23 protein-coding genes and 1 pseudogene are annotated in these 25,968 nt (G+C 65.3%); 14 read left to right on the top strand and 10 right to left on the bottom strand.

The window, feature by feature from the left end:
• Positions 1-93: 93 nt before the first annotated feature.
• Complete coding sequence (meaB, locus tag ACN2XU_RS14570) at positions 94-1,071, bottom strand: methylmalonyl Co-A mutase-associated GTPase MeaB (protein ID WP_419411184.1); 978 nt, start codon at positions 1,069-1,071, stop codon at positions 94-96.
• Between the two features lie 165 nt (positions 1,072-1,236).
• Here meaB and hrpB point away from each other — a divergent pair, with 165 nt between their 5' ends.
• Entirely contained in the window at positions 1,237-3,681 is a 2,445-nt protein-coding gene (gene hrpB / locus ACN2XU_RS14565; RefSeq protein ID WP_419411183.1) for an ATP-dependent helicase HrpB, read from the top strand.
• 1 nt (position 3,682) lies between these two features.
• On the opposite strand, the gene gnd is transcribed toward hrpB, so the two are convergent.
• The gene (gnd, locus tag ACN2XU_RS14560) at positions 3,683-5,083 is read right to left on the bottom strand and encodes an NADP-dependent phosphogluconate dehydrogenase (RefSeq protein ID WP_419411182.1); all 1,401 of its coding nucleotides are present in this window, start codon (positions 5,081-5,083) and stop codon (positions 3,683-3,685) included.
• Between the two features lie 145 nt (positions 5,084-5,228).
• Here gnd and ACN2XU_RS14555 point away from each other — a divergent pair, with 145 nt between their 5' ends.
• Positions 5,229-5,420: a hypothetical protein gene (locus tag ACN2XU_RS14555; protein ID WP_419411181.1), complete on the top strand. Its 192-nt coding sequence runs from the start codon at positions 5,229-5,231 to the stop codon at positions 5,418-5,420.
• 6 nt (positions 5,421-5,426) lie between these two features.
• On the opposite strand, the gene ACN2XU_RS14550 is transcribed toward ACN2XU_RS14555, so the two are convergent.
• The 4 genes from ACN2XU_RS14550 to truA form a co-directional block, all read right to left on the bottom strand.
• Entirely contained in the window at positions 5,427-5,789 is a 363-nt protein-coding gene (locus ACN2XU_RS14550; protein WP_419411180.1) for a hypothetical protein, read from the bottom strand.
• 56 nt (positions 5,790-5,845) lie between these two features.
• The gene (gene argF, locus ACN2XU_RS14545; protein WP_419411179.1) at positions 5,846-6,772 is read right to left on the bottom strand and encodes an ornithine carbamoyltransferase; all 927 of its coding nucleotides are present in this window, start codon (positions 6,770-6,772) and stop codon (positions 5,846-5,848) included.
• A 70-nt stretch (positions 6,773-6,842) separates the two neighbouring features.
• Positions 6,843-8,018, bottom strand: coding sequence for an aspartate aminotransferase family protein (locus ACN2XU_RS14540; protein WP_419411178.1), 1,176 nt, complete (start codon positions 8,016-8,018; stop codon positions 6,843-6,845).
• A 401-nt stretch (positions 8,019-8,419) separates the two neighbouring features.
• Positions 8,420-9,187 (bottom strand): tRNA pseudouridine(38-40) synthase TruA, encoded by a 768-nt coding sequence (gene truA, locus ACN2XU_RS14535; RefSeq protein WP_419411177.1) that lies wholly within the window; start codon positions 9,185-9,187, stop codon positions 8,420-8,422.
• 182 nt (positions 9,188-9,369) lie between these two features.
• Here truA and ACN2XU_RS14530 point away from each other — a divergent pair, with 182 nt between their 5' ends.
• The 6 genes and pseudogenes from ACN2XU_RS14530 to ACN2XU_RS14505 all read left to right on the top strand — a co-directional run.
• A complete protein-coding gene (locus ACN2XU_RS14530; RefSeq protein WP_419411278.1) occupies positions 9,370-10,779 on the top strand; it encodes a YcjX family GTP-binding protein in 1,410 nt (469 codons plus the stop codon).
• Positions 10,776-11,246: a GNAT family N-acetyltransferase gene (locus tag ACN2XU_RS14525; RefSeq protein ID WP_419411176.1), complete on the top strand. Its 471-nt coding sequence runs from the start codon at positions 10,776-10,778 to the stop codon at positions 11,244-11,246. Before ACN2XU_RS14530 ends, ACN2XU_RS14525 begins: the two co-directional genes overlap by 4 nt.
• Positions 11,239-12,252: a YcjF family protein gene (locus ACN2XU_RS14520; RefSeq protein ID WP_419411175.1), complete on the top strand. Its 1,014-nt coding sequence runs from the start codon at positions 11,239-11,241 to the stop codon at positions 12,250-12,252. Before ACN2XU_RS14525 ends, ACN2XU_RS14520 begins: the two co-directional genes overlap by 8 nt.
• A gap of 78 nt (positions 12,253-12,330) precedes the next feature.
• Positions 12,331-15,033 carry a DUF2339 domain-containing protein gene (locus tag ACN2XU_RS14515; RefSeq protein ID WP_419411174.1) on the top strand — a complete coding sequence of 901 codons (2,703 nt, stop codon included), beginning with the start codon at positions 12,331-12,333 and terminating at the stop codon, positions 15,031-15,033.
• A 64-nt stretch (positions 15,034-15,097) separates the two neighbouring features.
• Positions 15,098-15,811, top strand: a complete 714-nt coding sequence (locus tag ACN2XU_RS14510; protein ID WP_419411173.1) for a VIT1/CCC1 transporter family protein — start codon at positions 15,098-15,100, stop codon at positions 15,809-15,811.
• Positions 15,812-15,915: 104 nt separating this feature from the next.
• Positions 15,916-16,116, top strand: a pseudogene (locus ACN2XU_RS14505) (CBU_0592 family membrane protein); the annotation flags it as partial.
• A 70-nt stretch (positions 16,117-16,186) separates the two neighbouring features.
• Here ACN2XU_RS14505 and ACN2XU_RS14500 read toward each other — a convergent pair.
• The 4 genes from ACN2XU_RS14500 to ACN2XU_RS14485 all read right to left on the bottom strand — a co-directional run bounded on the left by ACN2XU_RS14500 (position 16,187) and on the right by ACN2XU_RS14485 (position 19,670).
• The gene (locus tag ACN2XU_RS14500; RefSeq protein WP_419411172.1) at positions 16,187-17,356 is read right to left on the bottom strand and encodes an FAD-dependent oxidoreductase; all 1,170 of its coding nucleotides are present in this window, start codon (positions 17,354-17,356) and stop codon (positions 16,187-16,189) included.
• A 72-nt stretch (positions 17,357-17,428) separates the two neighbouring features.
• Positions 17,429-17,842, bottom strand: coding sequence for a group III truncated hemoglobin (locus tag ACN2XU_RS14495; protein WP_419411171.1), 414 nt, complete (start codon positions 17,840-17,842; stop codon positions 17,429-17,431).
• A gap of 287 nt (positions 17,843-18,129) precedes the next feature.
• The gene (locus ACN2XU_RS14490; protein WP_419411170.1) at positions 18,130-18,960 is read right to left on the bottom strand and encodes a polyamine ABC transporter ATP-binding protein; all 831 of its coding nucleotides are present in this window, start codon (positions 18,958-18,960) and stop codon (positions 18,130-18,132) included.
• A gap of 167 nt (positions 18,961-19,127) precedes the next feature.
• Positions 19,128-19,670 carry an extracellular solute-binding protein gene (locus tag ACN2XU_RS14485; RefSeq protein ID WP_419411169.1) on the bottom strand — a complete coding sequence of 181 codons (543 nt, stop codon included), beginning with the start codon at positions 19,668-19,670 and terminating at the stop codon, positions 19,128-19,130.
• Between the two features lie 241 nt (positions 19,671-19,911).
• On the opposite strand from ACN2XU_RS14485, the gene ACN2XU_RS14480 reads away from it, so the two are divergent.
• The 6 genes from ACN2XU_RS14480 to ACN2XU_RS14455 all read left to right on the top strand — a co-directional run bounded on the left by ACN2XU_RS14480 (position 19,912) and on the right by ACN2XU_RS14455 (position 25,466).
• On the top strand, positions 19,912-20,079 hold the full coding sequence (locus ACN2XU_RS14480) for a hypothetical protein (RefSeq protein WP_419411168.1): 168 nt from the start codon (positions 19,912-19,914) through the stop codon (positions 20,077-20,079).
• A gap of 86 nt (positions 20,080-20,165) precedes the next feature.
• Positions 20,166-23,105 (top strand): isoleucine--tRNA ligase, encoded by a 2,940-nt coding sequence (ileS, locus tag ACN2XU_RS14475; RefSeq protein WP_419411167.1) that lies wholly within the window; start codon positions 20,166-20,168, stop codon positions 23,103-23,105.
• A 221-nt stretch (positions 23,106-23,326) separates the two neighbouring features.
• Positions 23,327-23,806: a histidine phosphatase family protein gene (locus ACN2XU_RS14470; RefSeq protein ID WP_419411166.1), complete on the top strand. Its 480-nt coding sequence runs from the start codon at positions 23,327-23,329 to the stop codon at positions 23,804-23,806.
• Positions 23,807-24,349: 543 nt separating this feature from the next.
• On the top strand, positions 24,350-24,700 hold the full coding sequence (locus ACN2XU_RS14465) for a hypothetical protein (RefSeq protein ID WP_419411165.1): 351 nt from the start codon (positions 24,350-24,352) through the stop codon (positions 24,698-24,700).
• Complete coding sequence (locus ACN2XU_RS14460; RefSeq protein WP_419411164.1) at positions 24,697-25,245, top strand: head-tail connector protein; 549 nt, start codon at positions 24,697-24,699, stop codon at positions 25,243-25,245. The genes ACN2XU_RS14465 and ACN2XU_RS14460 overlap by 4 nt, the downstream gene beginning before the upstream one ends.
• A complete protein-coding gene (locus tag ACN2XU_RS14455; protein ID WP_419411163.1) occupies positions 25,242-25,466 on the top strand; it encodes a hypothetical protein in 225 nt (74 codons plus the stop codon). The genes ACN2XU_RS14460 and ACN2XU_RS14455 overlap by 4 nt, the downstream gene beginning before the upstream one ends.
• The last annotated feature ends 502 nt before the right edge of the window (positions 25,467-25,968 follow it).

Below are 25,968 nucleotides of genomic sequence, written 5' to 3'. Positions count from 1 at the left end.
CCACCACGGCGCCCGGAATCTCGTTCGCTGGTCTCTAAGCAGATGCGCCCCGCACGTCAAGAGCCTATCCCGCCGTTTACACCCAAACGTCGCTCACATCATCAGGTATTCGCGCATCAACTGGTCGGCGGCGGCCGTCGCGCTCAGATCGCCATCCTCCACCTGCCCCGCCAGCGCCCGCATCGCCCCCTTGACCGGCTCGCGTTTGAGACGGGACAGCAGCGCCTCGCGGACCTCCGCTTCGAACCAATACCGCGCCTGTGCCGCGCGGCGCGCCACGAAATGCCCATGCGCGCGCCGCCACTCGGCAAGCGCCTGCATCTCGGTCCAGGCCGTATCCATCCCGCTCTCCTCTACCGCCGACACTGTCAGCGCCTTCGGGAAACCCTGCGGATCCTGCGGCCGCTTGCGCAGCAGCCGCAGCGCCCCGGCATAATCGGCGCAGGTCCGTACCGCCGTGGTCTTCAGCGCGCCATCCGCCTTGTTGATCAACAGGATATCGGCCATCTCCATGATTCCGCGCTTCACCCCCTGCAGCTCGTCGCCGCCCGCGGGGGCCAGCAGAAGCAGGAAAAGATCGGCCATCTCCGCCACCATGGTTTCGGACTGACCGACACCCACGGTCTCGATCAGAATCACGTCGAATCCCGCCGCCTCGCACAGGTCGATCGCCTCGCGCGTCCGCCGCGCGACCCCGCCAAGCTGCGATTGCGAGGGCGACGGGCGGATGTAGGCATTGGGATCGCGCGCCAGCCGCTCCATCCGCGTCTTGTCGCCAAGAATCGACCCGCCGGAACGCGCCGAACTCGGGTCCACCGCCAGCACCGCCACTTTCAGCCCTTGCTCCGTGAGCATGCAGCCAAACGATTCGATGAACGTCGACTTGCCCACCCCGGGCGTGCCCGACATCCCGATTCGCAGCGCCTCGCGGCCATGCCCCCGCAACCGCTCCAGCAGATCGGCCGCCAGCCTGCGGTGATCCTCGCGCCCCGATTCGACCAACGTGATCGCGCGCGCCAACGCGCGCCGCTCTCCCGCCAGAATACGCTGTGCCATATCTTCCATATCCATGACCAAACTCTTCCCCCGCAGCGCGACGAATGTCCAGAACCCGCGCCCAAAGATCGCGCAACCACCCCGGTCGTCTTTGGTCTTCAAATACCTCGGGGAGCGCGAGGGGCTGGCCCCTCGCTCCCGCCCTTTCCAAACGCGCCAAGCTTCCTCATAACGCCCGACATGACGCAAACCTTGCCCATCGACGACGCCTTGCCCGACCTGATCACAGCCCTGCGAAAGCATGGCCGCGCCGTACTGCAAGCGCCCCCCGGGGCGGGCAAGACCACCCGCGTGCCGCTCGCCATGCTGGAAGCGGGGCTGACGCAGGGAAAAATCGTCATGCTGGAGCCGCGCCGCCTCGCGGCCCGCGCCGCGGCGCAACGCATGGCCGAGACCCTGGGCGAAGAGCCGGGCCAAACCGTCGGCTACCGCATTCGCGGCGAAAGCAAGAGCAGCAAACACACCCGCATCGAAGTCGTCACCGAAGGCATCCTCACCCGCATGATTCAATCCGACGCCGAGCTGCCTGGCATTGGCGCGGTGTTGTTCGACGAATTCCACGAACGCTCGCTCAACGCCGATCTGGGCCTTGCTCTCTGCCTTGAGATCGCCGGGGCCCTGCGCGATGATCTGATCCTGCTCGCCATGTCCGCCACGCTGGATGCGCAGCCAGTGGCCGATCTCATGCAAGCGCCGATCATCACGTCAGAGGGCCGGGCCTTCCCGGTCGAGACCCGCTGGCTCGACAAGCCACTGCCAAGAACAACGCGGTTCGATGCCGCCATGGCCGACCTCATCGCCGCCGCCTATGCACAGACCACCGGCGGCCTGCTCGCCTTCCTCCCCGGCGAGGGCGAGATCCGCCGCACCGAGGGCCTGCTCAAATCCCGTCTACCCGGCGATGCCATCCTCCGCCCGCTCTTCGGTGCCATGCCCTTTGCCGAGCAACGCGCCGCGATCCGCCCGGAGGCGTCGGGCCGCAAGGTCGTTCTGGCCACGTCGATTGCCGAAACCTCACTCACCATCGAGGACATCCGCGTGGTGGTGGACGGCGGCAAATCCCGCCGCGCGCGGTTTGATCCCGGCTCCGGCATGTCGCGCCTTGTCACGGAACGCGTCACCCGCGCCGAGGCAACCCAGCGCGCGGGTCGCGCCGGACGCGTCGCCTCCGGCACCGCCTACCGGCTTTGGACAAAGGGTGAAGAAGGCGCGCTAAGTCCCTATCCAACAGCGGAAATCGAGGCTGCGGACCTCTCCGGCCTGGCGCTGGAACTGGCGCAATGGGGCGCCGATCCCTCAGAGCTTCCTTTTCTCACCAAACCGCCATCCGGAGCCTTTTCGGAGGCGCAGGCGCTGCTGCGAATGCTGGGCGCTCTGGATCAAAACCACCGGATTACCGCCCACGGACGCGCACTAGCGCGACTTCCTCTGCATGTTCGGCTTGCACATATGCTGCAAATCTCCGGGCCAAATGCGGCCAATCTGGCAAGTCTCTTGTCCGAACGCGATCCACTCACAAAAGCGCCCGCAGATTTGACGCTCCGGCTCGAAGCCATCCGCGATCCGCGCAGATTCTCCGAACGCCGACCCTACGCGGTCAACCGCAACATCATCCAACGCATCAAGAGTGAAGCCAAACGCCTTGATAAAACGTTAAAATCTGGGAAGACAGATTTAACGCCTGCGGAAATGGCCGCTTTGGCCTATCCCGACCGCATCGGCCTGCACCGCAAAGGCGATGCCCCGCGCTACCAGTTGTCGGGCGGAAAGGGCGCGATCCTTGACGAGGGTGATAGCCTCGCAGGTGCCCGTCTCATCGTCGTCACCGACACCGACGGCAACCCGCGCGAGGCCCGCATCCGTCAAGCCATCGAGATCAGCGAAAGCGCCCTGCGCGGCCTCTTTTCCGATCAGATTGCATGGCACGACACCGTCGAATGGTCCCGCCGCGAGCGCCGCGTGATCGCCCGTCAGCAGGAGCGTCTCGGCGCCATTGCCCTCGATGATCGCATCTGGAAAGACGCGCCCGACGCCGCCCTCGCCCGCGCCATGCTGGACGGGGTGCGCGACCTCGGGCTGACGCTACCGGACGCCGCGCGCCGCTTTACCGCCCGCGTTGCCCTCGCCCGCGACGCCGGACAGGATCTGCCGGACATGGACCCGGAGGCGCTCATGGAGACGCTCGAAGACTGGCTCCTGCCCTATCTCTCCGGCGTCAGGACCGCTGCCGACTGGAAGAAATTCGATCCGCTGCCCGCGCTGCGCGCCCGCCTCGACTGGGACCAGACGCAGGCGCTGGACCGGGCGGTTTCGGCACATTTCACCACCCCCCTCGGGCGCAAGATCCCGATCGACTATTCCGGCGATCACCCGGAAATCTCGCTCCGCCTGCAGGAAATGTTCGGACAGAAGACGCATCCGACCGTCGGACGCACGCCGCTCAAGGTCACGCTGCTCTCGCCCGCCCAGCGCCCGGTACAGACCACCATGGACCTGCCCGGTTTCTGGGACGGCTCCTACGCCGATGTACGCAAAGACATGCGCGCGCGCTATCCGCGCCACCCCTGGCCCGAGGACCCGCGCGACGCGGACCCGACGCTCCGGGCGAAACCGCGCGGGACCTAGATCAGCGCCACCACGGTCCGTGGAAATCGCCCTCCTGGTCGGTCCGCTCGAAGCCGTGCCGACCAAAGAAGTCCCGCTGAGCCTGGATCAGCGCCGCCGTGCCGCGCCCCTGCCGCATGACATCCCAGAACGTCAGCGCGGCGGAGAGAACCGGCGTGGCATAGCCCGCCTCCGCCGCCCGCGTCACGACCTCCCGCAGCGCCGGAATGCCCTCCATCATTACCGAGGAGAACCGCGGCGCGAGGAACAGCTGCCCCTCCGGCGGGCCCTCCGAAAAAGCCCCGGCAATATCGTCGAGCAACCGCGCCCGTATGATACAGCCCGCCCGCCAGATCTCGGCAATGCGCACGGGATCGAGGCGCCAGTCATATTGGTCCGACGCGGCGGCCAGAATCCGGAAGCCCTGCGCATACTCCAGCACCCGCGCCGCAAGCATCGCCCGCTCCAGCAACCCGACATCGAGATCAAGCGCCGCGCGATCCGCGCCAAAGGTCTCTTCCGCACGGGCACGCAGCCCCTTCTCTGCCGACCATGCCCGCGCGGCCACCGCCGCCTCGATCATGGTCGCGCTCTGGCCAAGCCGCACCGCTTCGATGACCGTCCAGCGCCCGGTCCCCTTCTGCCCGGCCCGGTCCTCGATCAGATCCACGAACGGCAGATTTGTCGGCGCATCCGCATAGGACAGCACCGTCGCTGTGATCTCCATCAGATAGCTTTCCAGCCGCCCCGCGTTCCAGCCTTCGAAAATCTTGCCGACCGCGCGCACATCCCGCCCGGCGCCGAACCGCAACAGGTCATAGACCTCCGCGATCATCTGCATGTCGGCGTATTCGATGCCATTGTGCACCGTCTTGACGAAATGCCCGGCGCCATCGGGACCAAAGCGCGCGACGCAGGGATCGCCCTCATGCTGCGCGGCGATCCGCGTCAGAATCGGTTCAAGACCCGCCCAGCTCTCGGCGCTGCCCCCCATCATCATGGACGGCCCATTGCGCGCGCCCTCCTCGCCGCCGGACACCCCAAGGCCGACGAAATGAAGATCGTGCTCCGCCAGCCGCACCGCCCGCCGCCGGGTGTCGTGGAAATCCGCGTTGCCCGCGTCGATCACCGTATCGCCGGGGGCGAGCTGCGCAATGACCTCGTCCAGGAACGCATCCATCGGCGCCGTCGACGGGATCATCGCCACCACAAGCCGCGGCGTGGGCAAAGCCGCGATCAACCCCTCAACGCTCTGATGCCCCTCGATCTTTTCCGCCAGAGGCCCGGCCTTCTCCATGAAACGCAGCACCGCCGAAGGCGTCCGATTGGCGACATGCACGCGCACGCCCTTCTCCGCCAAGTTGAGCGCGAGCGCGGCACCCATGGTGCCAAGACCGTAAAGGCCGATTGTGGGGGGCGTCATGGCGGGGTCCTTTCCTGAATGCCGGATGGCACAGGCTAATCCGACCGAACGCCATGACAAGGCCCAAAGCGATTAGGCCGACCTTAAGACCCGATGCGATAAAACAGAGGCACGTCGGGGGACAAATGCCGAAACAGGAGCTGCCATGCCTGAAGGATACGCCACCAAGACACCGCAACCGGCCCTGCCGGCCAATATGATGGCCCGCTATCAGACGCGGGCCATCCGCCATGTCGGCATGCACCCGGCCCTGCCGCTGGCCTGGGGCACGGTGCTGATTGCGGTGCCGCTGTTCTGGCTGACCGCAATCGCTTGGTTTACCCGGATGGTGTTCTGATCGGTCTCAGCCAATCGGTGCGCAGGCGGTCAGGGGTTTGGTCGCTTGTGGAAAATGCCAATCCGAGCGGACCCAGACAAACGTCTCCGCCGTGACGAAAATCAACCGCCACCAGACCAGATCACCAGTGTCGTCCCGTCGCCATTCCTGTTCCATCGCCATGTCGATGGACTGCGGCCCCTGGCCCAGCACGCGGTACGCGCCGCGATCCGTCTTCACCCCGCCCAGGTCCATCTCTGCGCCGGTTTCGAACCAGATCGTCTTTCGGTCCGCGCTGACCGAGTAGAACAGACCATCGATGCATCCGGCCGCATTCGCCGCGTTCCAGACCCACCCCTGCGCGGACAGCCGGGTGAACGGATCGGGCACCCCGGCAACCGCCGACGCTGCTTAGACCGTCAGCAGAGCCGTGCCGAGGATTGCCCTCACGCGCCGAGGCACCAGCGCATCACGGCCTTCTGGGCGTGCAGACGGTTTTCCGCCTCATCCCAGATCACCGAATGCGGCCCGTCCATCACCTCGGAGGTGACTTCCTCCTCGCGGTGCGCGGGCAGGCAATGCATGAACAGCGCGTCCGGCTTGGCCGCTTCCATCAGCGTCTTGTTCACCTGGTAGGGGCGCAGCATGTTGTGCCGCCGCTCGCGGGCGCTCTGCGCGTCGTGCATCGACACCCATGTATCGGCAACCACCAGATCGGCCCCCTCGACCGCCTTCATCGCGTCGCGTTCGATGGTAATGGTGCTGCCCTTGCCCCGGGCAAAACCGACAAATTCCATTTCAGGATCAAGCTGCACCGGCCCCGTAAATGTCAGGTCAAAGCCGAACTGACCCGCCGCATGCAAAAAGCTGGCACAGACATTGTTGCCATCGCCGCACCACACCACCTTCTTGCCCCGGATCGGGCCCCGATGCTCCTCGAAGGTCAGCACATCGGCCATGATCTGGCAGGGGTGCGTGCGATCCGTCAGGCCATTGATCACCGGAACAGACGCATATTCCGCCATCTCCTCCAGCACGCTCTCATCGAACGTGCGGATCATGATCATGTCGACATAGCGGCTCAGAACGCGCGCGGTATCGGCAATCGTCTCGCCATGGCCAAGCTGCATGTCGCTCCCGGACAGCACCATGGTCTGCCCGCCCATCTGCCGCACGCCCACATCAAAGGACACGCGGGTCCGCGTCGATGGTTTTTCAAAAATCAGCGCGACCATGCGGCCATCAAGCGGCAATTCATCGTCGGGTGCGCCCTTGGGACGTCCGGCGCGGGCGTCCTTCATGGATTTCGCGCTGTCGATGATGCCCCGAAGCGCGGATTCTTCGGTTTTGTGAATATCAAGAAAGTGGTTCATATCAGTGTTCTTTTTGTCGGGCCGGGGGAGGATCGCCCTGCCCCGGTATCGTGAAATGAAAGAGAAAAGGTCAGCCGCGCTCCACGGCACTGGCCGCGAGATCCAGACGGGCGATCGCCTCGGCGATTTCCTCTTCGGTGATGTTCAGCGGCGGCAGGAGCCGCACGATATTATCCGCAGCCGGGACCGTGATCACACCGGCGTCATAGCCCGCCTTGACCACATCCGACGGCGCCGATTTGGTGCGCAGCCCAAGCATCAACCCAACCCCGCGCACGCCCTCGAACGTCTCGGGGTGCGCCGCCACCAGCCCCTCCAGCTTCTGCCGCAGGAAACCCGCACGGGCGCGCACCCCGTCGAGAAACTCGGGATCGGACACCACGTTCATCAACGCCAGCCCTACGGCACAGCCCAGTGGGTTGCCACCATAGGTGGAGCCATGGGTGCCCACCGTCATGCCGCGCGCCGCCTCTTCCGTGGCCAGCACAGCCCCAAGCGGGAAGCCCCCGCCGATCCCCTTGGCCACCATCATGATGTCCGGGGTCACCCCGGCCCATTCATGGGCAAACAGCTTGCCGGACCGGCCCACGCCGCATTGCACCTCGTCGAGGATCAGCAGGATTCCCTTTTCGTCGCACAGATTGCGCAGCCCTTGCAGGCACTGATCCGGCAGCGGGCGAATGCCGCCCTCGCCCTGGATCGGCTCGATCAGGATCGCGCCGGTGTTCTCCGTGATCGCCGCGTTCAGCGCCTCGTGATCGCCCCACGGCAGATGCACGAACCCCTCCAGAACGGGGCCAAAGCCCTTGACCATCTTCTCTGCGCCGGAGGCGGCGATCGCCGCCGAGGAGCGCCCATGGAAACAGCCAGAGAAGGTCAGGATCTCGATCTTCTCGGGATGTCCCGCATCGTACCAGTATTTGCGCGCCATCTTGACCGCCAGCTCGCAGGCCTCGGTCCCGGAGTTGGTGAAGAACACCGTGTCGGCAAAGGTCTCGTCCACCAGTTTCGCGGCCAGTGCCTCCTGCTGCGGAATCTCGTAGAGGTTCGACAGGTGCCACAGCTTGTTTGCCTGCTCGGTCAGGGCCGAGACCAATTCCGGCGCCGCATGGCCCAGCGCGTTGACCGCGATGCCGCTGCCCAGATCAAGGAAGCGTCGTCCGCTCTCATCGGTCAGCCAGGTGCCTTTGCCTTCGACGAAATGCAGCGGCGCGCGCGCGTAGGTCGGCAGAACGGGAGAGATCATGTCACGGTCCTCGTGTGATAAGAGGCTTTTGGGTGCCAAGGCGCCCGGGGCCTGTCAAGGTTTTAAGAGAGGAAGGAATGCAAAAGCGCGCTCCCGTGCACGTCCGGCACGGGGGTCAGGAGAGCTCAGGCTCGTCGGATTCGCGAAAATTGCATCATGGCCGGGTGTTTACGGCATCCCCGGAAAAACACAAGCATTCTGTGGCCAATCCTGGAAACGGCACCCGAAGTGGCCCGGCTGTCCATCCCGCGCGGCGGCCTCGGCTTGGCCGGAAAGGTCTGGACCTGGCCAGGGCTGGGCAGGGTATGCCTCAAACGCTGCGACCACATCGCGGCGCGCGGCTTGGGATAGTCGCAAGCCGCCTTTTGGTGCCTCGTATCCATCGGACTTATTCCGGCTTTTTAATCGAAGACCGGCTCCGGATACCCCACGCCCATCAGATAAAGCCCAAACGGCGGACACACCGGCCCGCAGGCGGCGCGATCTTGCGCCTCCAGCGCCGCGCGTACATCCTCCGGCGCCCAGGATCCGGCGCCGACCCGCTCCAGGGTTCCGACGATGCTGCGCACCTGATTGTGCAGGAAGGACCGCGCGCGTAGCGAGAACCACACCTCAGGCCCTGCCAGCCCCTCGACCCGCTCTACCCGGATTTCATCCATCGTCTTCACCGGCGAATGCGCCTGGCACACGACGGAGCGGAAGGTGGTAAAGTCATGTTGGCCAATCAGAAAATCCGCCCCGGCCTGCATCGCGCCCACATCGAGATCGTGGTTCACCCGCCAGACCGCCCCCTCTTCGAGTGTCGCGGGCGCCCGCCGCATCAACAGCCGGAACAGATAGCGCCGTTCCACCGCCGAAAACCGGGCGTGCCAATCCTCGGCGACCTGAACACAGCCCCGGATCGCCACCGGAGCAGGCTTGAGATGGTAATTCAAAGCCTCCGACAGGCGGAACGGATCCCAGTCCTTCTCCATATCGCAATGCGCCACCTGCCCGCGCCCATGCACGCCGGCATCGGTGCGCCCGGCGGCAGCAATCGTGTGCGCACGCGGTTCCAGCCGGGCCAGCGCCGCCTCGATTGCCCCCTGCACCGAAGGCTGATCCGCCTGCCGCTGCCATCCGGCGAAGGGGCGTCCGTCATATTCCACGAGCAAAGCATATCTGGGCATGGCCGCGCCTTACCGCGCGGCGCGCAGCAAGGCAACGCTGATGTCGGCGCGCCCGGTCCAGTCCCCGGCGCCGCACTGCGGTCTCGGCCAGAGATTTCCCCGCCCTGCGCCTCTGGCTCTTCTGCTTCCGTACCCTTATCTTGAACACAACGACAAGACTTGAGGGGCAGACACAGGTGTTCATGGGAACCATCGCCGACACGCTCACCCGCAGCGTCGAAAACGTCACGGACACGGTTTCGGGTGTCTTCTTCGATCCCGTTGTCCGGCTCGGCGTTACGGGGCTGTCCCGCGCTGGCAAGACGGTGTTCATCACCTCCCTCGTTGCCAATCTCCTCGACCGGGGCCGCATGCCCCAGCTGGTTGCCCAGACAGAGGCGCGCATCCTCTCCGCCTACCTGCAGCCACAGCCCGACGACACCCTGCCGCGCTTCGACTACGAATCGCACCTCGGCGCCCTGTCCGCCAGCACGCCAAGCTGGCCCGACAGCACCCGCGCCGTCTCCGAATTGCGCCTGTCGCTCAAGGTCCGCCCGAACGGCATGCTCTCCGGCCTCCAGGGGCCGCGCACCGTGCACCTCGACATCGTCGACTATCCGGGCGAATGGTTGCTCGATCTCGGACTGCTCGAGAAATCCTACGCCAACTGGTCTGAAGAGATGCTCAAACGCATGGCGCACCGGCCCAAGGGCCCCGACTATGTCGCCATGGCACAGGCCGAAGACACCGGCGGCGCGCTGGACGAATCGCGCGCCCGTGCCCTTTCGGAGACTTACACAAGCGCCCTGCATGCGGCGAGAAACGCCGGATTTTCAGACTGTTCGCCCGGTCGTTTCCTGTTGCCCGGCGAACTTGCCGGCTCTCCGGTCCTCACCTTTGCGCCGCTGCCGCCACTCGACAGCCCGCCGCGCAAATCGCTCTGGCGCGAGATGGAACGCCGCTTCGAAGCCTACAAATCCCGCGTCGTGCAGCCCTTCTTCAAGAACCACTTCGCCCGCATCGACCGGCAGGTCGTGCTTGTCGATGCGCTCGGTGCGATTCACGCCGGTCCCCGCGCCGTCGAAGACCTGCGCCAGACAATGGCAGACATCCTCGGCGCCTTCCGTCCCGGCGCAAACGCCTTCCTGTCACAACTTCTGCTTGGCAAACGAGTGGAGAAAATTCTCTTTGCCGCGACCAAGGCCGACCACCTGCATCACATGCAGCACCCGCGCCTGACCGCCATCATGGAAGCGCTGGTGCGCGATGCCCGCGACCGCGCCCGCTTCTCCGGAGCAGAGACCGAGGCCATGTCCATCGCCGCACTGCGCGCCACGACGGAACAGACGATTTCCCATGTAGGTCAAGACCTTGACTGTGTACGCGGCACGCTGCTCGACAGCGGCAAGCAGGCTGCCTTCTATCCCGGCACCCTGCCCGAAGACCCCGGCCACCTGCTTGCCCCGGCGCGCGACGGTGCAGAGAAATGGCTCGATCAGGATTACAAGATCATGCGCTTTGCCCCCGCCCGCCTGACACTGAAACCGGGCGAAGGCCCGCCGCACATTCGCCTCGACCGTGCCGCGCAGTTTCTCATCGGGGACAAGCTGTGAGCGCCGCCGTCACGCTGCGCCGCGCCCGCTCGACCGATGCGGGAAAGCTCGGTGCGATGCTCTCCGCGTTTATCGACGACACGCCATGGATGCCGCGCCTTCACAGCCGCGCTCAGGATGTCGGCTTTACCGGCCTGATGATCGAGCGCGGCTGGGTCACGGTCGCCGCCACAGATACCGGCCCCTGCGGCTTTCTCGCCCGCGAGGGCGCCTTTGTCCACGCGCTCTACCTCGCGCCGGAGTCACAAGGCAAAGGGATTGGCCAAACCCTTATGACCCAGGCAAAATCCGAGACGGATCGCCTCGAACTCTGGACCTTCGAAGCCAACACCGGCGCCCGGCGCTTCTATGAGCGGATGGGCTTTGCCGAGGCCGAGTGCGGCGACGGCTCCGCCAATGACGAAGGGCTGCCGGATATCCGCTATGTCTGGCCCGCACCCCTGAAACTAGGACATGACAATGGCTGACCCAAAGGGCCCCATCCTGATCGACCTCGAAGAGGACAGCGCCGCGCCCTCCCCCTCGGAGGCCCCGCCCGTTCCCGATCTGCACCCCGAGACCGACCCGCCAAAGGGGCAAGCCATGGCGACCGCCGCCGCCCTCGCCGCGCGCCGGCCTTCAAAGCTGGCGCGCTGGTTCTGGCGGCTGCTGGTCACGTTGATCGGCACGCTGATCTCCATCGCCGCATGGAATTTCGTCACCGGTCTGATCGCCTCGACGCCGCTTCTGGGTTATGCTGTCGCCCTGATGATGGCGCTCTTTGCGCTGGTCGTGGTGCTGATCGCGGTCAAGGAACTCTCTGCCTTTGCCCGCCTAGCCCGCATCGACGCGCTCCATCACGAGGCCAGCAGCGCCCGCGCCGCCGACGACATCAAGGCCGCCCGCGCCACCGTCACACGGCTCAAGGCGCTCTACTCCGGCCGCGACGACACCAGATGGGGCCGCGAGAGGCTGGCCGAGCGCGAGGCCGAGGTCTTCGATGCCGGGGCGCTTCTGGACCTTGCCGAGCACGAACTGCTCGCGCCGCTCGACATCGCCGCTCGTACCGAGGTGGAGGCCGCCGCGCGGCAGGTCGCCACGGTCACGGCGCTGGTGCCGCTCGCGCTGGCGGATGTCGCCGCCGCACTGACCTCCAATCTGCGCATGATCCGCCGCATCGCGGAGATCTACGGCGGCCGCTCCGGCACCTTGGGCAGCCTGCGTCTAACGCGCGCCGTCATGTCCCACCTCGTTGCCACCGGCGCCGTGGCGGTGGGGGATGACATGCTGGAGCCGATCCTCGGCGGTGGCCTGCTGGGCAAACTGTCACGCCGCTTCGGCGAGGGTCTGGTCAATGGGGCGCTCACCGCCCGCGTGGGCGTCGCCGCCATGGAGGTCTGCCGCCCGCTGCCCTTCTCACAGGGCAAACGCCCCTCCACGCGCTCGATTGTCCGCACCGCGCTCAGTGGCCTGTTCTCCAAGGAAAAATCCTGATCACCGGTGGGGAATAACCGACCTTACATCCAATTGTCCCGGGGCTAGACTGCGCCGATCAGCCAGAAGGACGCGCCCGTGACCGATGACGCCATTATCGCCCTGATCATCCTGTTCCTGCTCGCGGTGCCAATCACTCTTGTCTATCTTCTGATCGTGGTCATCCGCCTGAAACGCCGGGTCGCGGCACTGGAAGCTGGTCAAACCGCGCCCATTCCGGAAGCCATGAAGAGCGCCGCAACCGGTCCGGCGCGCCCCGTGCCCGCACCGCCCGCCCGAATTGACGCGGCACCCGCAGAGGCCGGCACGGCAGCAGAGGGCCGCGCACCGTGGCGCAGCCCGCCAAAGCCCCCCGCCGCGCCAAAGCGGCCCTCCGTCCTCGCGGCGCAGCTCAGCCGCCTGACGCACTGGCTGCGGGAAAACTGGTTTTATGCCGCCGCTGCGGCGTCCCTCGCCCTCGCCGGACTGTTCCTTGTGCAATACGGCGTCGAGAACGGCCTTCTGCCGCCTGCCGCCCGCGTTGCCGCCGCGCTCTCTTTCGGGGTGTTGCTCATCGCCGGGGGCGAGGTCATCCGGCGCCGATTCGGCGATTCCGAAGCGAGCGCAACGGCTTACCTGCCTTCCGTGCTCTCGGGCGCGGGCCTCGTGTCGATCTTCGGCGGCCTGGTCGCCGCGCGAATGCTCTATGGGCTGATCGCCCCGACGCCCGCGTTGGTCCTGCTCTTTGCCGCCGCACTCGGCGGTCTGTTGCTGGGTTGGCGACACGGGCCACTGCTCGCCGCCATCGGCCTCATTGGCGGTATGCTCGCGCCCTTCCTCGTCGGCGGCTCTTCGGACACACCGCAAACCCTCTTCGCATATTTCGCCCTCCTCGCCGCGCTCGGCCTTGGCTTCGACACGCTGCGCCGCTGGGCGTGGATCTCCGTGCTTTCGGTTGTGTTCGCCACCGCCGCAGGCTGGCTGCTGCTCTCGGTTTCACTGAACACCGACGCGTTCGGCATCTCCTTCGCCGCCTTCGTCGCCATACTCGCGATCCTCGCCACGCTGATCCCGGCGCGCGGTCTCACGCCGGACCACGATGGCCCCTGCCTCGTCGAAGCCGTGCTGAAAAGGCAGGGAAAACCGATCTTCCCGGCGCTCCTCTCTCTCGGCACGCTCCTCGCGGCTATCCCCGCCATCCTGCTCATCGCGGGCCACAGCCCGATGACGGCATGGGCCGCAATCCTTGTCCTGACCGCGCTTGGCGCTGCCTATGCGCTCTGGTCGCTCAGAGCGCCAGCGCTGCAGGATCATGCTCTTCTGCCGACCCTTGGCCTGCTGGCGATCTGCGCCGTGAATGACCTGAACGCACCGATCTTCGATGCCCTGCGCCAACACCTCGCAGACACGGCAAGCCAGACCGAAACCCGCTTTTCTCTCGACATCACCTGGATGCTGCTCGCCGCGACGGTGCTCAGCGTGGTCTTTGCATGGCGATCCCAGACGGGCGCCGAAAACCGTCTGCCCTGGGCCGGGGCCGCCGCGCTCACCGCGCCGCTTGCCGGACTGCTGCTGGAGGCCACGCGCCATCCTGCCGGGATCATCGGCGCCTATCCCTGGGCACTGCATGGCCTCGCCCTTGCCGCACTGATGACGCTCATGGCCGAACGCCTCGCGCGCCAGACGCCCGAGGACAAGAGCCGCACCGCCCTGCCGGTGCTCTCCGCCCTCGCCTGCCTCGCTTTCGCGCTGGCCATCACCCTCACCAGTACCGCGCTGACCCTGGCCATCGCCGCCACCATCGTGGCCGCCGCTGCGCTGGACCGGCGCTTCGACCTGCCGCTTATGGGGGCCTATATCGCCGCCGGGGTGGTCGCGATCGGCCTGCGGCTGACGTTCGATCCCGGCGTCGGATGGGCCACGCAAACAACTCTTTTGCCAATGCTGCTGGCCTATGGCGGCAGCCTCACCGCGCTGCTCGCCGCCTATGCCCTGATGCAGGGTCGTCCCCGTCCCAAGTCCCGCGTCTTCCTCGAAAGCGCGGCATGGTCGGTGGCGGGCATGACGCTCAGCCTGACCCTCTTTCATATCATCCGCACTTTCGCGCCGGAGGCGGGACTGCAGACGCATTGGGGCTACGGGCTGCTCGCTGCGCTCTGGAGTGGCGTCGCCATGGCCCAGCTCTTCCGGCAGGAACTCGGGGGTTGGTTGAGGCCGCTGCGCATCGCCCTTGCCGCGCTGTTCGGGGTCATCGCCGGGGTCTTCCTGCTGCTGCTCCTGACCGATTTCAATCCGCTGATCGGGCGCGAAACCGTGCTTGGGCCGGTGCTGCTCAATACGCTGATCCCAGCCTACCTTTTGCCCGCGGCCTTCCTCGCGATTGCCGCGTGTCGCCTCACCCGGCAACCCAAGGCCCTGCGCCGCAGTCTGGTCTGCGCGGCGCTGGCGCTTGCCGCCTTCTGGGTGATGCTGACGATCCGTCACGGATGGCAGGGCGGCAGCGGCATGCGTCTGAACGCGGGCGTGACCCAACCTGAACTCTACAGCTATACCGTCGCGCTCCTGCTCGCCGGCGCCGCGCTGTTCTATCAGGCCCTCGCCCGCCGCTCCGATCTGCTCCGCCGCGCCGGGGTGGCGATCATCGCGCTCGCCGTGGCCAAGGTCTTCGTGATCGACATCTCCGGCCTGTCGGGCCTCGTGCGGGTGTTCTCCTTCCTGCTGCTGGGCCTGTCGCTGGCCGGGCTGGCCTGGCTCAATCGCTGGGTTCAGGGCCGCGCCGCGCCAAACCGCCCCCCGGATTGACCCACGTCAAGGCCGCAAGCGCGCGCCTGCGGCACCGTCTGTCGAACCGCGAAGGACATGCCGCATGAAACTCTCCGAGCACGGCCACACACAGGCCGAAATCGACGCCCGTCTCGCCACGCCGCCGGGGCGCGGCGATCTGCGCGATGTGGTCTATGGCGCAATCGACGGCGCGGTGACCACCTTCGCCATCGTCGCCGGGGTTGCGGGGGCGGGCCTCTCGCCGCTCGTGATCGTCGCGCTTGGCCTCGCCAATGTGCTCTCCGACGGCTTTTCCATGGCCGCCGGCAATTACTCCGCCACCAAGGCCGAGCTTGACGACATCCACCGCCTGCGTGCCGTGGAAAACCGCCACATCGCGACCAATCCCGAAGGCGAGCTTCGTGAGTTGCGCACTATCCTCGCGCAAAAGGGCCTCTCCGGTGCGACCCTTGAGGACGCCACACGGCAGATCGCCGCCCGCCGCGAGACCTGGATCGCCGCCATGCTCGAAGGCGAATATGGCCTCGCTTCGGTCGATCCGCACCCGCTGCGCGCCGCGCTTGTGACCTTTGCCGCCTTCCTTGCCGCCGGGGCGGTGCCCCTGATGCCCTTTCTGCTCGGACTTCCCCGCGCCTTCGACACCTCCGTCATCCTTACGCTGGTCTGCTTTTTCGCGATCGGCACCCTGAAATCGCGCTGGTCGCTCAGCCCGTGGTGGCGATCCGGTCTCGAAACCTTTGGCATCGGCGCCACGGCGGCCGGGATCGCCTATGTCGTCGGCACGCTTTTCGCCTGATCTGACACCACGTCCGGAATACCCGACTGTCACCGCCGGACCGGCGCCTCTAAGGTCGAGCCATTCACGCTGTACGCTCTCCATTTTTTTCGGGCGATTTCATTATGTCAGACGTTTTCCCGATGGCGCTCGACGCCATCCATTTCCGCATCATCGGCGTCGTTGGCTTCGGCATCTACGTGACGCTTTACACCTGCCTGAGCCTGCGCATTCTGCACTCCGGTCAGGTGCGGTATTTCTGCGGCAATCTGCTCGCTGCCAGCCTCGTGCTGATCTCGCTCAGCCACGATTTCAACCTCGCCTCGGCCCTGATCCAAGGCTTCTGGATCGTGATGAGCCTGCCCGCCATCGCCCTGCGCCTGGCGCAGCGGCGGTCTAACCGGGCAGCGAGCCGCTCGGTGGCAGCAAATCTCCACACACCAGCCGCGTCAGCACACCGGGGAGCGGCGCAATTTGTGACAACGGAAACAGAACACGGTCCCGCAGGACTGGCAGGACCCGGCTATCGGATTGATACTGCGGCGTAAACGCCCAGCTCATTGACTGATAGCCCCAGACATGCCAGCGCCGCGCGCGGGTGTAGTGCAGCGCTGCCAGCTCGGCATCACCCCGCGCCACCGCCAGGGCCCGCACCAACGCCCAGGCATCCAGCAATGCCATGTTCGCGCCCTGTCCCAACTGCGGACTGGCGCGATGCGCAGCATCGCCGATGTGAATAATCCCATCCGTGACCGGCCGCGCCAGAGTGCCATGCGAATAGCGCGCCATGGTCATCTGGGCCGGATCGCGGATCTGCGCGGCAAAGGGCGCAAACTCCGGCCAAAGCGCTTCTGCCTCGGCCTGCCAGGCCGCCAGACCGGCCTGCCGCCACGCGTCATGGCCATCACGCGGCAAAGACCAGAAAATCGCCGCCTTGCGACCCGTCTGCCCCGGAACGGTGCCAATCGGCAGGACGCCCAGCATCCGGTCCGCCCGCCGATAGACCTGCCGAAGCACGTCGCGCGGCAGATCCGTCTCGGGCCAATCCACCGTAGCCCACAGCGCGCCATAGGCCAATCCGCGCGCCCGCAACGGTGACAGCGGCGAGCCCGCACCGCAGGCGTCAACAATCAGATCAAACGGCCCGTCCGAGCCGCCCTCGAACCGCACGACACCACCGCTGGCCGAGAGCACCCGCCGCCCCGCCGCGATGGTCACGCCGGAGGCCTGCGCGACCTCCAGCAGGGCGTTGAACAACGCGGCGCGGTGGATTGCCAACCCGAACCGCTTGCGCCGTTTCGAGACATAGGACACGTCCAGAACCCGGCGCCCGCTGCCAGCCTCCCGGCCCAGCATCCGAACCACCCGGTTGCCCTGCGCGAGGGCCGCGCCGCTGGCTCCGAGCCGCTCCAGAACCGACAGGCCCACGGGCTGGATCACCAGCCCCGAGCCCACCGGCGCGGGGGCCTCGAACTGGTCGAACACTGTCACCGCATGGCCCGCCTGCGCCAACCCCGACGCCGCCGCCAACCCGCCGATCCCGGCCCCTGCCACCGCTATGCGCACCGCTCATCTCCCGCACCACGCCCGGAGCTTCCTAAAGAAACCGGACCGATTTCCTTGAAATAAACCACAAGCCTAGCGCAAGATCGGAACACCGCCGGGGCCTTGCATCTTCTCTACGACACCGGCCCGAACGGACCGGCCAATGCGATGCGCCAGCGCCGACCATGCCGCCGCCTGCTCTGGCCGCAACTCTCGCTCCAGCACCAGATCAAACAGACCCAGCCAAGCATCGAACATCCCCGGCCGCACGTTCCCCGCATCGCGGTGCACGGCGACCGGATTGCCGTCGTAACTGCGCTCATGCAGGATCGCGTTGGCCCAGAAGTTGGCCACCTTCGCCTCATGCGCGGGCCAGTCGTCCACATGCACGGCAAACACCGGGCCCAGTCCCGGATGCTCTCGCACCAGCGCATAAAACGCCGCCACCACGCGCTCGATCTCGGTGCGGGTTATCTCGAATTTCGGCGGTATCCCGGTTGCGGTCATGACGTCTCCTGCGATCTGCTCAAATCAAACGCCCCTGCGCCCTGGACGCAAGGCGCAGATGGCCGCAGCCCGGAAAAACACCGCGCCCGGTGTCGTCCTGTTGACAGGCCGGTCACGGGCGCGGGCATAGCCGAAGTCGATGCAAACAGACAAAATCAGCGACACGCGCCACCGCTTGCCGCCCCTGATCGCCCCTATTCTGTGGTCGCGGCAGCTTTTCCCCCACGATATCTCGGATCTGGACGAAGTGGTCGTGAAAGTCGCGGGCTACGAGCCCAAATGGATCATCACGGACCTTCTGCAATCCTGTGGTGCGGCAAAACGTGCGTTCGCGCCCGGCCTCCCAGATGGGCCTCGAAAACCGCGCTGCGGGCAGCAGCATGAAACACAGTATCCACAGCAGCGGCGCCAGAAAGGTCCGTGACACCAGCCGTTTTTGCAGCGAGCCGGAGGTCATCGCGCGCCCTCCTGCACAAAAAAACGAAGAGGTCAGCGGGCGGGGCATGAAGATGCACTGTGCGGCCTTCGGCGGGGCGAAAGGCGTTATCGGGATGGGCCGAATTCTGCCAGTCCCAATAGATCTGCCCGGTCGTGGTACCCGTGGCACAGCGGAACCGGGTCAGGCTGCCGTGAAACAGCGCATCCCCGATCCGGCAGGGCAGAGCGTTGACGGCGCTTGTACGGGTGCCTCGGGCAGCGCCGACAGCGGCTCGTCCAGCAGCACCTTGGGCAAGCGCCACGCGCTGACGCTGCCCGCCGGACAGCTCATGCGGCATGCGGTCGCTCTTTTCCGCAAGCTCCACCATTTCAAGCGCGTCGCGTACGACGGTGGCGGTTCTGGCCTTGGGCCATTTCAGTCGCTCAAGGCCAAAGGCCACGTTGCGGCCAACGCTGAGCTGCGGGAACAGGGCGTAGTCCTGAAAGACCATGTTCACATCGCGATCACAGGGCGGCACGTCTGTTACATCCGCATCGTTCAGGACGATCTTGCCTTTGGTGGGTGTGTCGAATCCGGCCAGCAAGCGCAGTAAAGTCGTTTTCCCGCAGCCGGACGGCCAAAGCAGGGTGACGAACTCGCCCGCTTCGATGCTCAGCGAGGCGGGGTCCAGCGCAAGCACGGTGCCTGCTAAAATTCAGGTGGCATCGGAAATGTCGATCATTTGACATACTTTTCGCGGTCCGCGCCAAGGAAGGCTCTGGTGCGGCGTCAACGCAGGCGTTGAGGGGCCCCGTGCGGGACAGATACCGCATGACCCTAGGTCAGAGTATGGTCATAGCGCGGCCTTCACGGCATTCCGGGTGTGGCATATTCCACGGGGCGCGCGGGTGTCAGCCACATTGCCGGGGACTCGAGGATTTCCGGATCGCCCACATGCTTTTCGGCGGTCTCTTCCTCGGTTATGCAGGACGCGGCCCCGGGGTTGGTCGGCCAGTAGCCGGTGACGCCGGAGACGGCACATTGCCCTTCGGGAGAGTTCATGTATTCCATGTCCTTGTAGGCGCAGTAGGTGTTGGGCGTATCCTTGACCAGCATCCATTTATCGATCCAGCCATCGGCCCCTTCGACCGGGATGAATTCGGCCACCGGGATGCCCGGCTTTTCCAGTGCGCCCAACATGGGTCCATCCCAGGTGTAGGAGATGTAAATCGCTCCCAACGCCATCAGGTTTGTCGGCTGCCAGTAGGGATCATTTTCGAACACCTGGCGGACAATTTCATGAACCGGAACGGTCAGATCCACGGGGCGTCCAAACGCCATACACCCGCAGGCATCGTTCTGTGCCTGAAAGGTTTCCCTGAGCACCGCACCATCTGTGTCCGTTGTCACGCTACAGCGCCTGATCATTGATGCGTTTACGAATCGATTTCGTCGACAAGGTTCGAGATCTGCGATCGCAAAAATCGAAAGCACCTGGTTTTCTGGCTAAAATTTCAGAAGAGACGTGGTGATGGCTGCTATCGAGCATAATTCAGGCACACAAGGGATGCATTCTTGAATCATTGCTCGACAGGCTCCGCTCCGAGCCGCAGCGTGGCCGCGCCTGTCGCGCGCCCGTCGGCCTGTTGACGTGGCAACACCCTCGGACCTCTTCGCCGCGCCGGGTCGTCTCTTCATGCGCCGCGATCTTCGGACACGGCAAACCACGGCGCTGGACCTCCCTCAAATCCAGCGCTACAAGGCGCGCATGATGGCACGGCACCTGATCATCATTCGAATTACATGCCCGGCGCTCTGATCACACGAGCCGCCGGGACAAGGCGTATGGACTTTCGCGCCGCCCCCACACCCTGACATTTCTGCAAGATCCGAAGGACGCCACAGATGTGCGCCGAAACGCCTGACTACAAAGACACACTCGCTCTTCCGAAAACCGATTTCCCGATGCGCGCTGGCCTGCCCAAGCGCGAGCCCGCATGGCTCGACCGCTGGGAAAAGATCGGCATCTACGATCGCCTGCGCGAGAAAGAGGGGCGCCCCGATTTCGTCCTGCACGACGGTCCGCCCTACGCCAACGGCAATCTTCACATCGGCCACGCGCTGAACAAGGTGCTCAAGGACTTCATCGTGCGTAGCCAGCAGATGCTTGGCCATGACGCGCGCTATATCCCCGGCTGGGACTGCCATGGCCTGCCGATCGAATGGAAGATCGAAGAACAGTACCGCAAGAAAGGCAAGAACAAGGACGAGGTGCCGCTGATCGACTTCCGGCAGGAATGCCGCAAGTTCGCCGAGGGCTGGATCGACATCCAGCGCGAGGAGTTCAAGCGGCTGGGCGTCACCGGCAACTGGCCCGATCCCTACCTGACGATGAACTTCCACGCCGAGCGCGTCATCGCCGAGGAGTTCATGAAATTCCTGATGACCGGCACGCTCTATCAGGGCTCGAAGCCCGTGATGTGGTCGCCGGTGGAAAAGACCGCGCTGGCCGAGGCGGAGGTCGAGTACCACGACAAGGAAAGCTTCACCATCTGGGTGAAGTTCAAGGTTGCTTCCGCACTTTCGAATGCGCCCATGGCTGGCGTTGGTGACGCGAGCGACTTGCTCGGGGCTAATGTCGTCATCTGGACCACCACCCCCTGGACCATCCCGTCCAACAAGGCGGTCGTCTATGGCGCGGACTATTCGTATGGCCTCTACGAAGTGACCGCCACACCGGACGAATGCTGGGCCGCCGTTGGCGAGCGCTTCATCCTTGCGGACAAGCTGGCCGCGCAGACGTTCACCCGCGCCCGCCTTGAAGAAGGCCAGTGGACCCGCGTACGCGACGTGCCCGCAGACGAATTGGCCACGCTCTCCCTCGCCCACCCCCTCGCCGGGGCCGAAGGCTCGAACGGCGAATGGGATCAGCCGCGCGACTTCCGCGCCGCCGATTTCGTCACCGACGAGGAAGGCACCGGCTTCGTGCACTGCGCCCCCTCGCACGGTATGGAGGAATACGAGCTCTACCGCGATCTCGGGATGCTTGATCAGGTCATCACCTACAACGTCATGGACGACGGCGGCTTCCGCGCGGATCTGCCGTTCTTTGGCGGCACCTACATCCTCGACCGCAAAGGCAAGGAGGGCAACGCCAACAAGACCGTCATCGACAAGCTCGCCTCCGTGAACGGCCTTCTGGCGCGCGGCAAGATCAAGCACAGCTACCCGCATTCCTGGCGCTCCAAGGCCCCGGTGATCTTCCGCAACACCCCGCAGTGGTTCGCCGCCATCGACCGCCCCGTCGGCGACGGGCAGGACACCTACGGCAAGACGATCCGCGAACGCGCCCTGACCTCCATCGACCAGCTGGTCAAATGGACGCCGCAAACCGGCCGCAACCGCCTTTACTCGATGATCGAGGCGCGGCCCGACTGGGTCCTCTCGCGCCAACGCGCCTGGGGTGTGCCGCTCACCTGCTTCGTCAAGAAAGGCGCGCTGCCCACGGATGACGACTTCCTGCTGCGCAATGAGGAGGTGAACCAACGCATCGCCGAAGCCTTTGAGGCCGAAGGCGCCGACGCGTGGTACAAGGACGGGGCCAAGGACCGCTTCCTGGGCAATATCGTCAATCCGAACGACTATGACCAGGTCTTCGACATCCTCGACGTCTGGTTCGACTCCGGCTCCACACATGCCTTTGTCCTGCGCGACCGGCCCGATGGCGCAAAGGACGGCATCGCCGACCTCTATCTCGAAGGCACGGATCAGCACCGCGGCTGGTTCCATTCGTCGATGTTGCAAGCCTGCGGCACCACGGGCCGCGCGCCCTATCGCGGTGTGCTGACCCATGGGTTCACGCTCGACGAGAAAGGCAACAAGATGTCCAAATCGCTGGGCAACACCGTCGCCCCCGAGGACGTCACCAAGCAATATGGCGCGGATATCCTGCGGCTTTGGGTGGCTCAGTCGGACTATACCGCCGACCTGCGCATTGGCGGCGAGATCCTCAAAGGCGTCGCCGACAGCTACCGCCGCCTGCGCAACACCATGCGATACATGCTTGGCGCGGTTGCCCACTATGACGAGTCGCAAAAAGTCGACGCCAAGGACATGCCGGAGCTGGAGCAATACATCCTGCACCGGCTCGCCGAACTCGATACGGTGGTCCGCGAAGGCTACAAATCCTATGACTTCCAGGGCGTCTTCCAGCAGATCTTCCACTTCTGCACGCTCGACCTGTCGGCCTTCTACTTCGACATCCGCAAGGACGCGCTCTACTGCGATGGCGACACCCTGCGCCGCCGCGCCGCACGCACGGTGATGGACATCCTCTTCCACCGCCTGACGACCTGGCTCGCGCCGATCCTCGTCTTCACCATGGAAGAAGTCTGGCTCGAACGCTTCCCGGGGGATGACAGCTCTGTTCACCTGACGGACATCCCCGAAACCCCGGCGGACTGGCTCAACGCCGATCTCGCCGCCAAATGGCAGCAGATTCGCCGCGCCCGCCGCGCCGTCACCGCCGCGCTCGAAGTGCAGCGCACGGAGAAGGTCATCGGGGCCTCGCTGGAGGCCGCCCCGGTGGTGCATGTCGCCGATCAGCCCATGCTGGACGCGCTCAAATCGGTCACCTTCGAGGACATCATCATCACGTCCGATGTCAGCCTGACGACCGATCCCGCCCCTGCCGAAGCCTTCCGCATACCGGAAATCGACGGCATCGGCGTGGTGTTTGAAAAGGCCGACGGCGAGAAGTGTCAGCGCTGCTGGAAGATCCTGCCCGACGTTGGCCAACATGCGCACGCGGGCACCTGCAAGCGCTGCAACGACGCGCTGGGCTAGGCCTCAAGCCGGACCAGAAGACCAAAGCCCCGCAGAGCGTTGTAACCGCCCTGCGGGGCTTTTCGTTTGCGGCGCGGTCTTTTATGGACCAAAGCCCGAGGCCCGCTTGCGCCCTACCTACCAGGAACGACCGCCTCCACCGCCCTTTGACGCCAGACTTCCCAAAACACAGGTCCGACGATATGCTTCCCTTACGTCAAGTTGTTGTCCGGAGGCTCCCCATGCGCCGTCGTCATTTTCTTACCCTCGCAACCGCCAGCCTGCTCGCGGGCTGCGCCACCGGCGGCATCCGCGCCCTCGCGCCCAATTCCACGATCATCGTCACCCGCCACGCCGAGCGCACAGGAGCGGACCTGAACGACGCAGGACGCGCCCGCGCGCGTAAGCTCGTCAACGTGCTCGACGGCATCGAGATCGACGCCATCCACAGCCCCGGCATCCAGCGCAACATGGACACCGCCGCACCGCTTCTTGCTGCGCGTGGACTGCCCCTGGAGCGCATCGCACAGGAAGACCCCACGCCGCGTCTCATCCGCTCCGCAGCGGGCCGCACGGTGGTCTGGGTCGGAAACAAGGGCAACATCCAGACGATCTGGGACGACCTCGCCCTGCCCGCCCCCGCGCCGCTGGATTACGGCGATATGTTCATCATCCGCAGCGACGCCATGGGCCGCGTCAGCGTCGAACGCCGCCTCTACTGACCAGGCGCGCATCCCGGATGCTCCGGGCGGACCCAACCCGATGATGCTCAAAGAAATCGGTGCCTGCCTCCGATCGCGCGACTCAATGCTCCGCCAGTGATCATGAGAAAATCACTGAAAACTGTGCGAAGCTCAGCATTTGCCCGGAGGATTTGTACTCACTTCGGCCAACACCCGACCAGACTTCGTTTAGCGCGACCCTCAAGAGGTCAACCGCGTCACAGTTCGGCAGTCCGCCCATTGCTACAGACGAACCGACGCACCCCGCGCCAAACACCGCACGGCCGATCTTCCGCAACCCAGATCAAGCCGCAAAGCGAAGGCTATCGCACACAACCGCGATCGCATGTCGCTGTGCTATATCATATTGAGTGAGTAAAAGTGGCAGCCCGTAGGGTTGTCGCAGTTGTCAGCGAAATCAAGCCTGTAACCCGTCCAACCGGCCAGAATACACCCATTGAAAACAAAGCGGAAAATCCCGCTTTGTCCAACGCCAGAAAGCCTTCCAGCCTCGCACGATTCATCAAGCCCAGACATAAGCGCATGTCGCGGATGCTCGGCTATTGCCTGACGCTCGGCACCGAATGGGCGTGGTCCGGGTTTGCCGTGGTCGCGTCCGCGCACCTGTCCGTGACGGAGCGGGCGGCGCTGGCGTTCGCGGCGCTCAAGTCCCTCAGTGCCGACCATGCAAGAATGACCGCAGCGGCGGTGCTTGGTACGGCGGACGAAGGCTTGCCGCCGTTCCTCGGAGGTAAGGCGGACGCGCAGGCTTGGGCTTCCTGTGCCGATCCTGCCGAACTAAAAGCCTACGCCCTTGCGGCCTTCGAGGCCATGAGCGCGAGGGATCAGGCGGCGTTTTTCCGAAAGATCAGCGAAGTGGAGGTTGCCGCATGAAGATGCTTGTGCAGCGGGTGGCGGGCGATGCGCTCCCGTTCAATATCGAGGACCTGAAAGACCATCTGCGGCTTCTGGGAGAGGACGACTTTGACGGCGAAGTGTTCAAAGCCGGGAAAGCCGCTGCGGAGGAAATCGAACACTTCGCCCAGGTCGCGCTTCTGACGCAGACGATCAAGGTTACGATCTTCAACGCGCCGTGCGACTTGGGCTTGAGCCTGCCTATTGGTCCGGTTTCGGACAGTGACATGCCGGTGGTGACCATCGACGGCGCGGCCTTCACCGCCTTCGACTTTGTGGGCGGCGTCCGGCCCTACATCCGCTGGCAGGCGGACTATTTCTCGCTGGCGCGGGAGACGGTGACCATCGTGTACCAAGCGGGCTTTGGCGCGGACGCCGGGGCGGTGCCCCCGGACCTTGCACAAGCCCTCATGGATCAGGCGGCGTTGCTGTTCGACGGGCGTTCCCCGATGGACGCCAAAGCCCTGACCACATCGCCGCACATGGCGCGGATCGGGGCCAGGTATCGCGGGGTGCAGGTATGACCGCCTCGGAGCTGGACGAACTCATGTACCGCTGGCCAACCGTCCTGCGCCACGTGATGGCCGGGACAGACGAATGGCTCAAGGGCTTTGCCCGTTCCGTGGCCAAGCACGGCAAGCGCGCCGCGTGGCGTCCCACGGCGAAGCAAGCCCAGATCATGCGGCGGCTGGTGTCCGAGCTGGATACCGCCCCGGAACAGGACATCGAACTTATCGAGAGGTGAAACGAGGCGACCCTGCGCGCCACCCCAGACGCAGGGCCGATGTAGTGGAACGGGTTAGCAACGGTGGCTCCACATCGGTCAGCCTACCACGGGCGGGATCACAGGCAAAGGGCAGTCCGCAAGGTTGAGGCCCGATCCCCGGCACCGCGCTCATGGTGTCGCAAGCAGCAACCGACCGACCGGCAGGAGCGCATGACCGGACGGGCCCAAAGCGATGGACCGGCTCCGTTGAGCAGGGACGCAACGCCAAGGGCGTAGGGACTGCCACGGCTTCGCGCCGTGGGCAGTCGTCCTATGCCCTTCGCTCCGAACCTCACCATTGAGCAGGTGAGCCACGGTTGAACGTAGAGAGACGCGCGAGAGGACACGCGATGACTGAGACGGCGAAGAAAAAAAGAGCATGGCGCAAGGCGGATGGTTCCGAGCTTCCGCCCGCGCCCCTTCGCCTGTCGCCTGCCGAGCGTGGTCAAGCGGACCTCTTCGATGGTCCCAATGCCGCAAC

Origin of the sequence: Pacificoceanicola niger (assembly GCF_048553275.1) — a bacterium.
Taxonomy (GTDB): domain Bacteria; phylum Pseudomonadota; class Alphaproteobacteria; order Rhodobacterales; family Rhodobacteraceae; genus Pacificoceanicola.
This window is presented reverse-complemented; position numbering and strand designations above follow the sequence as displayed.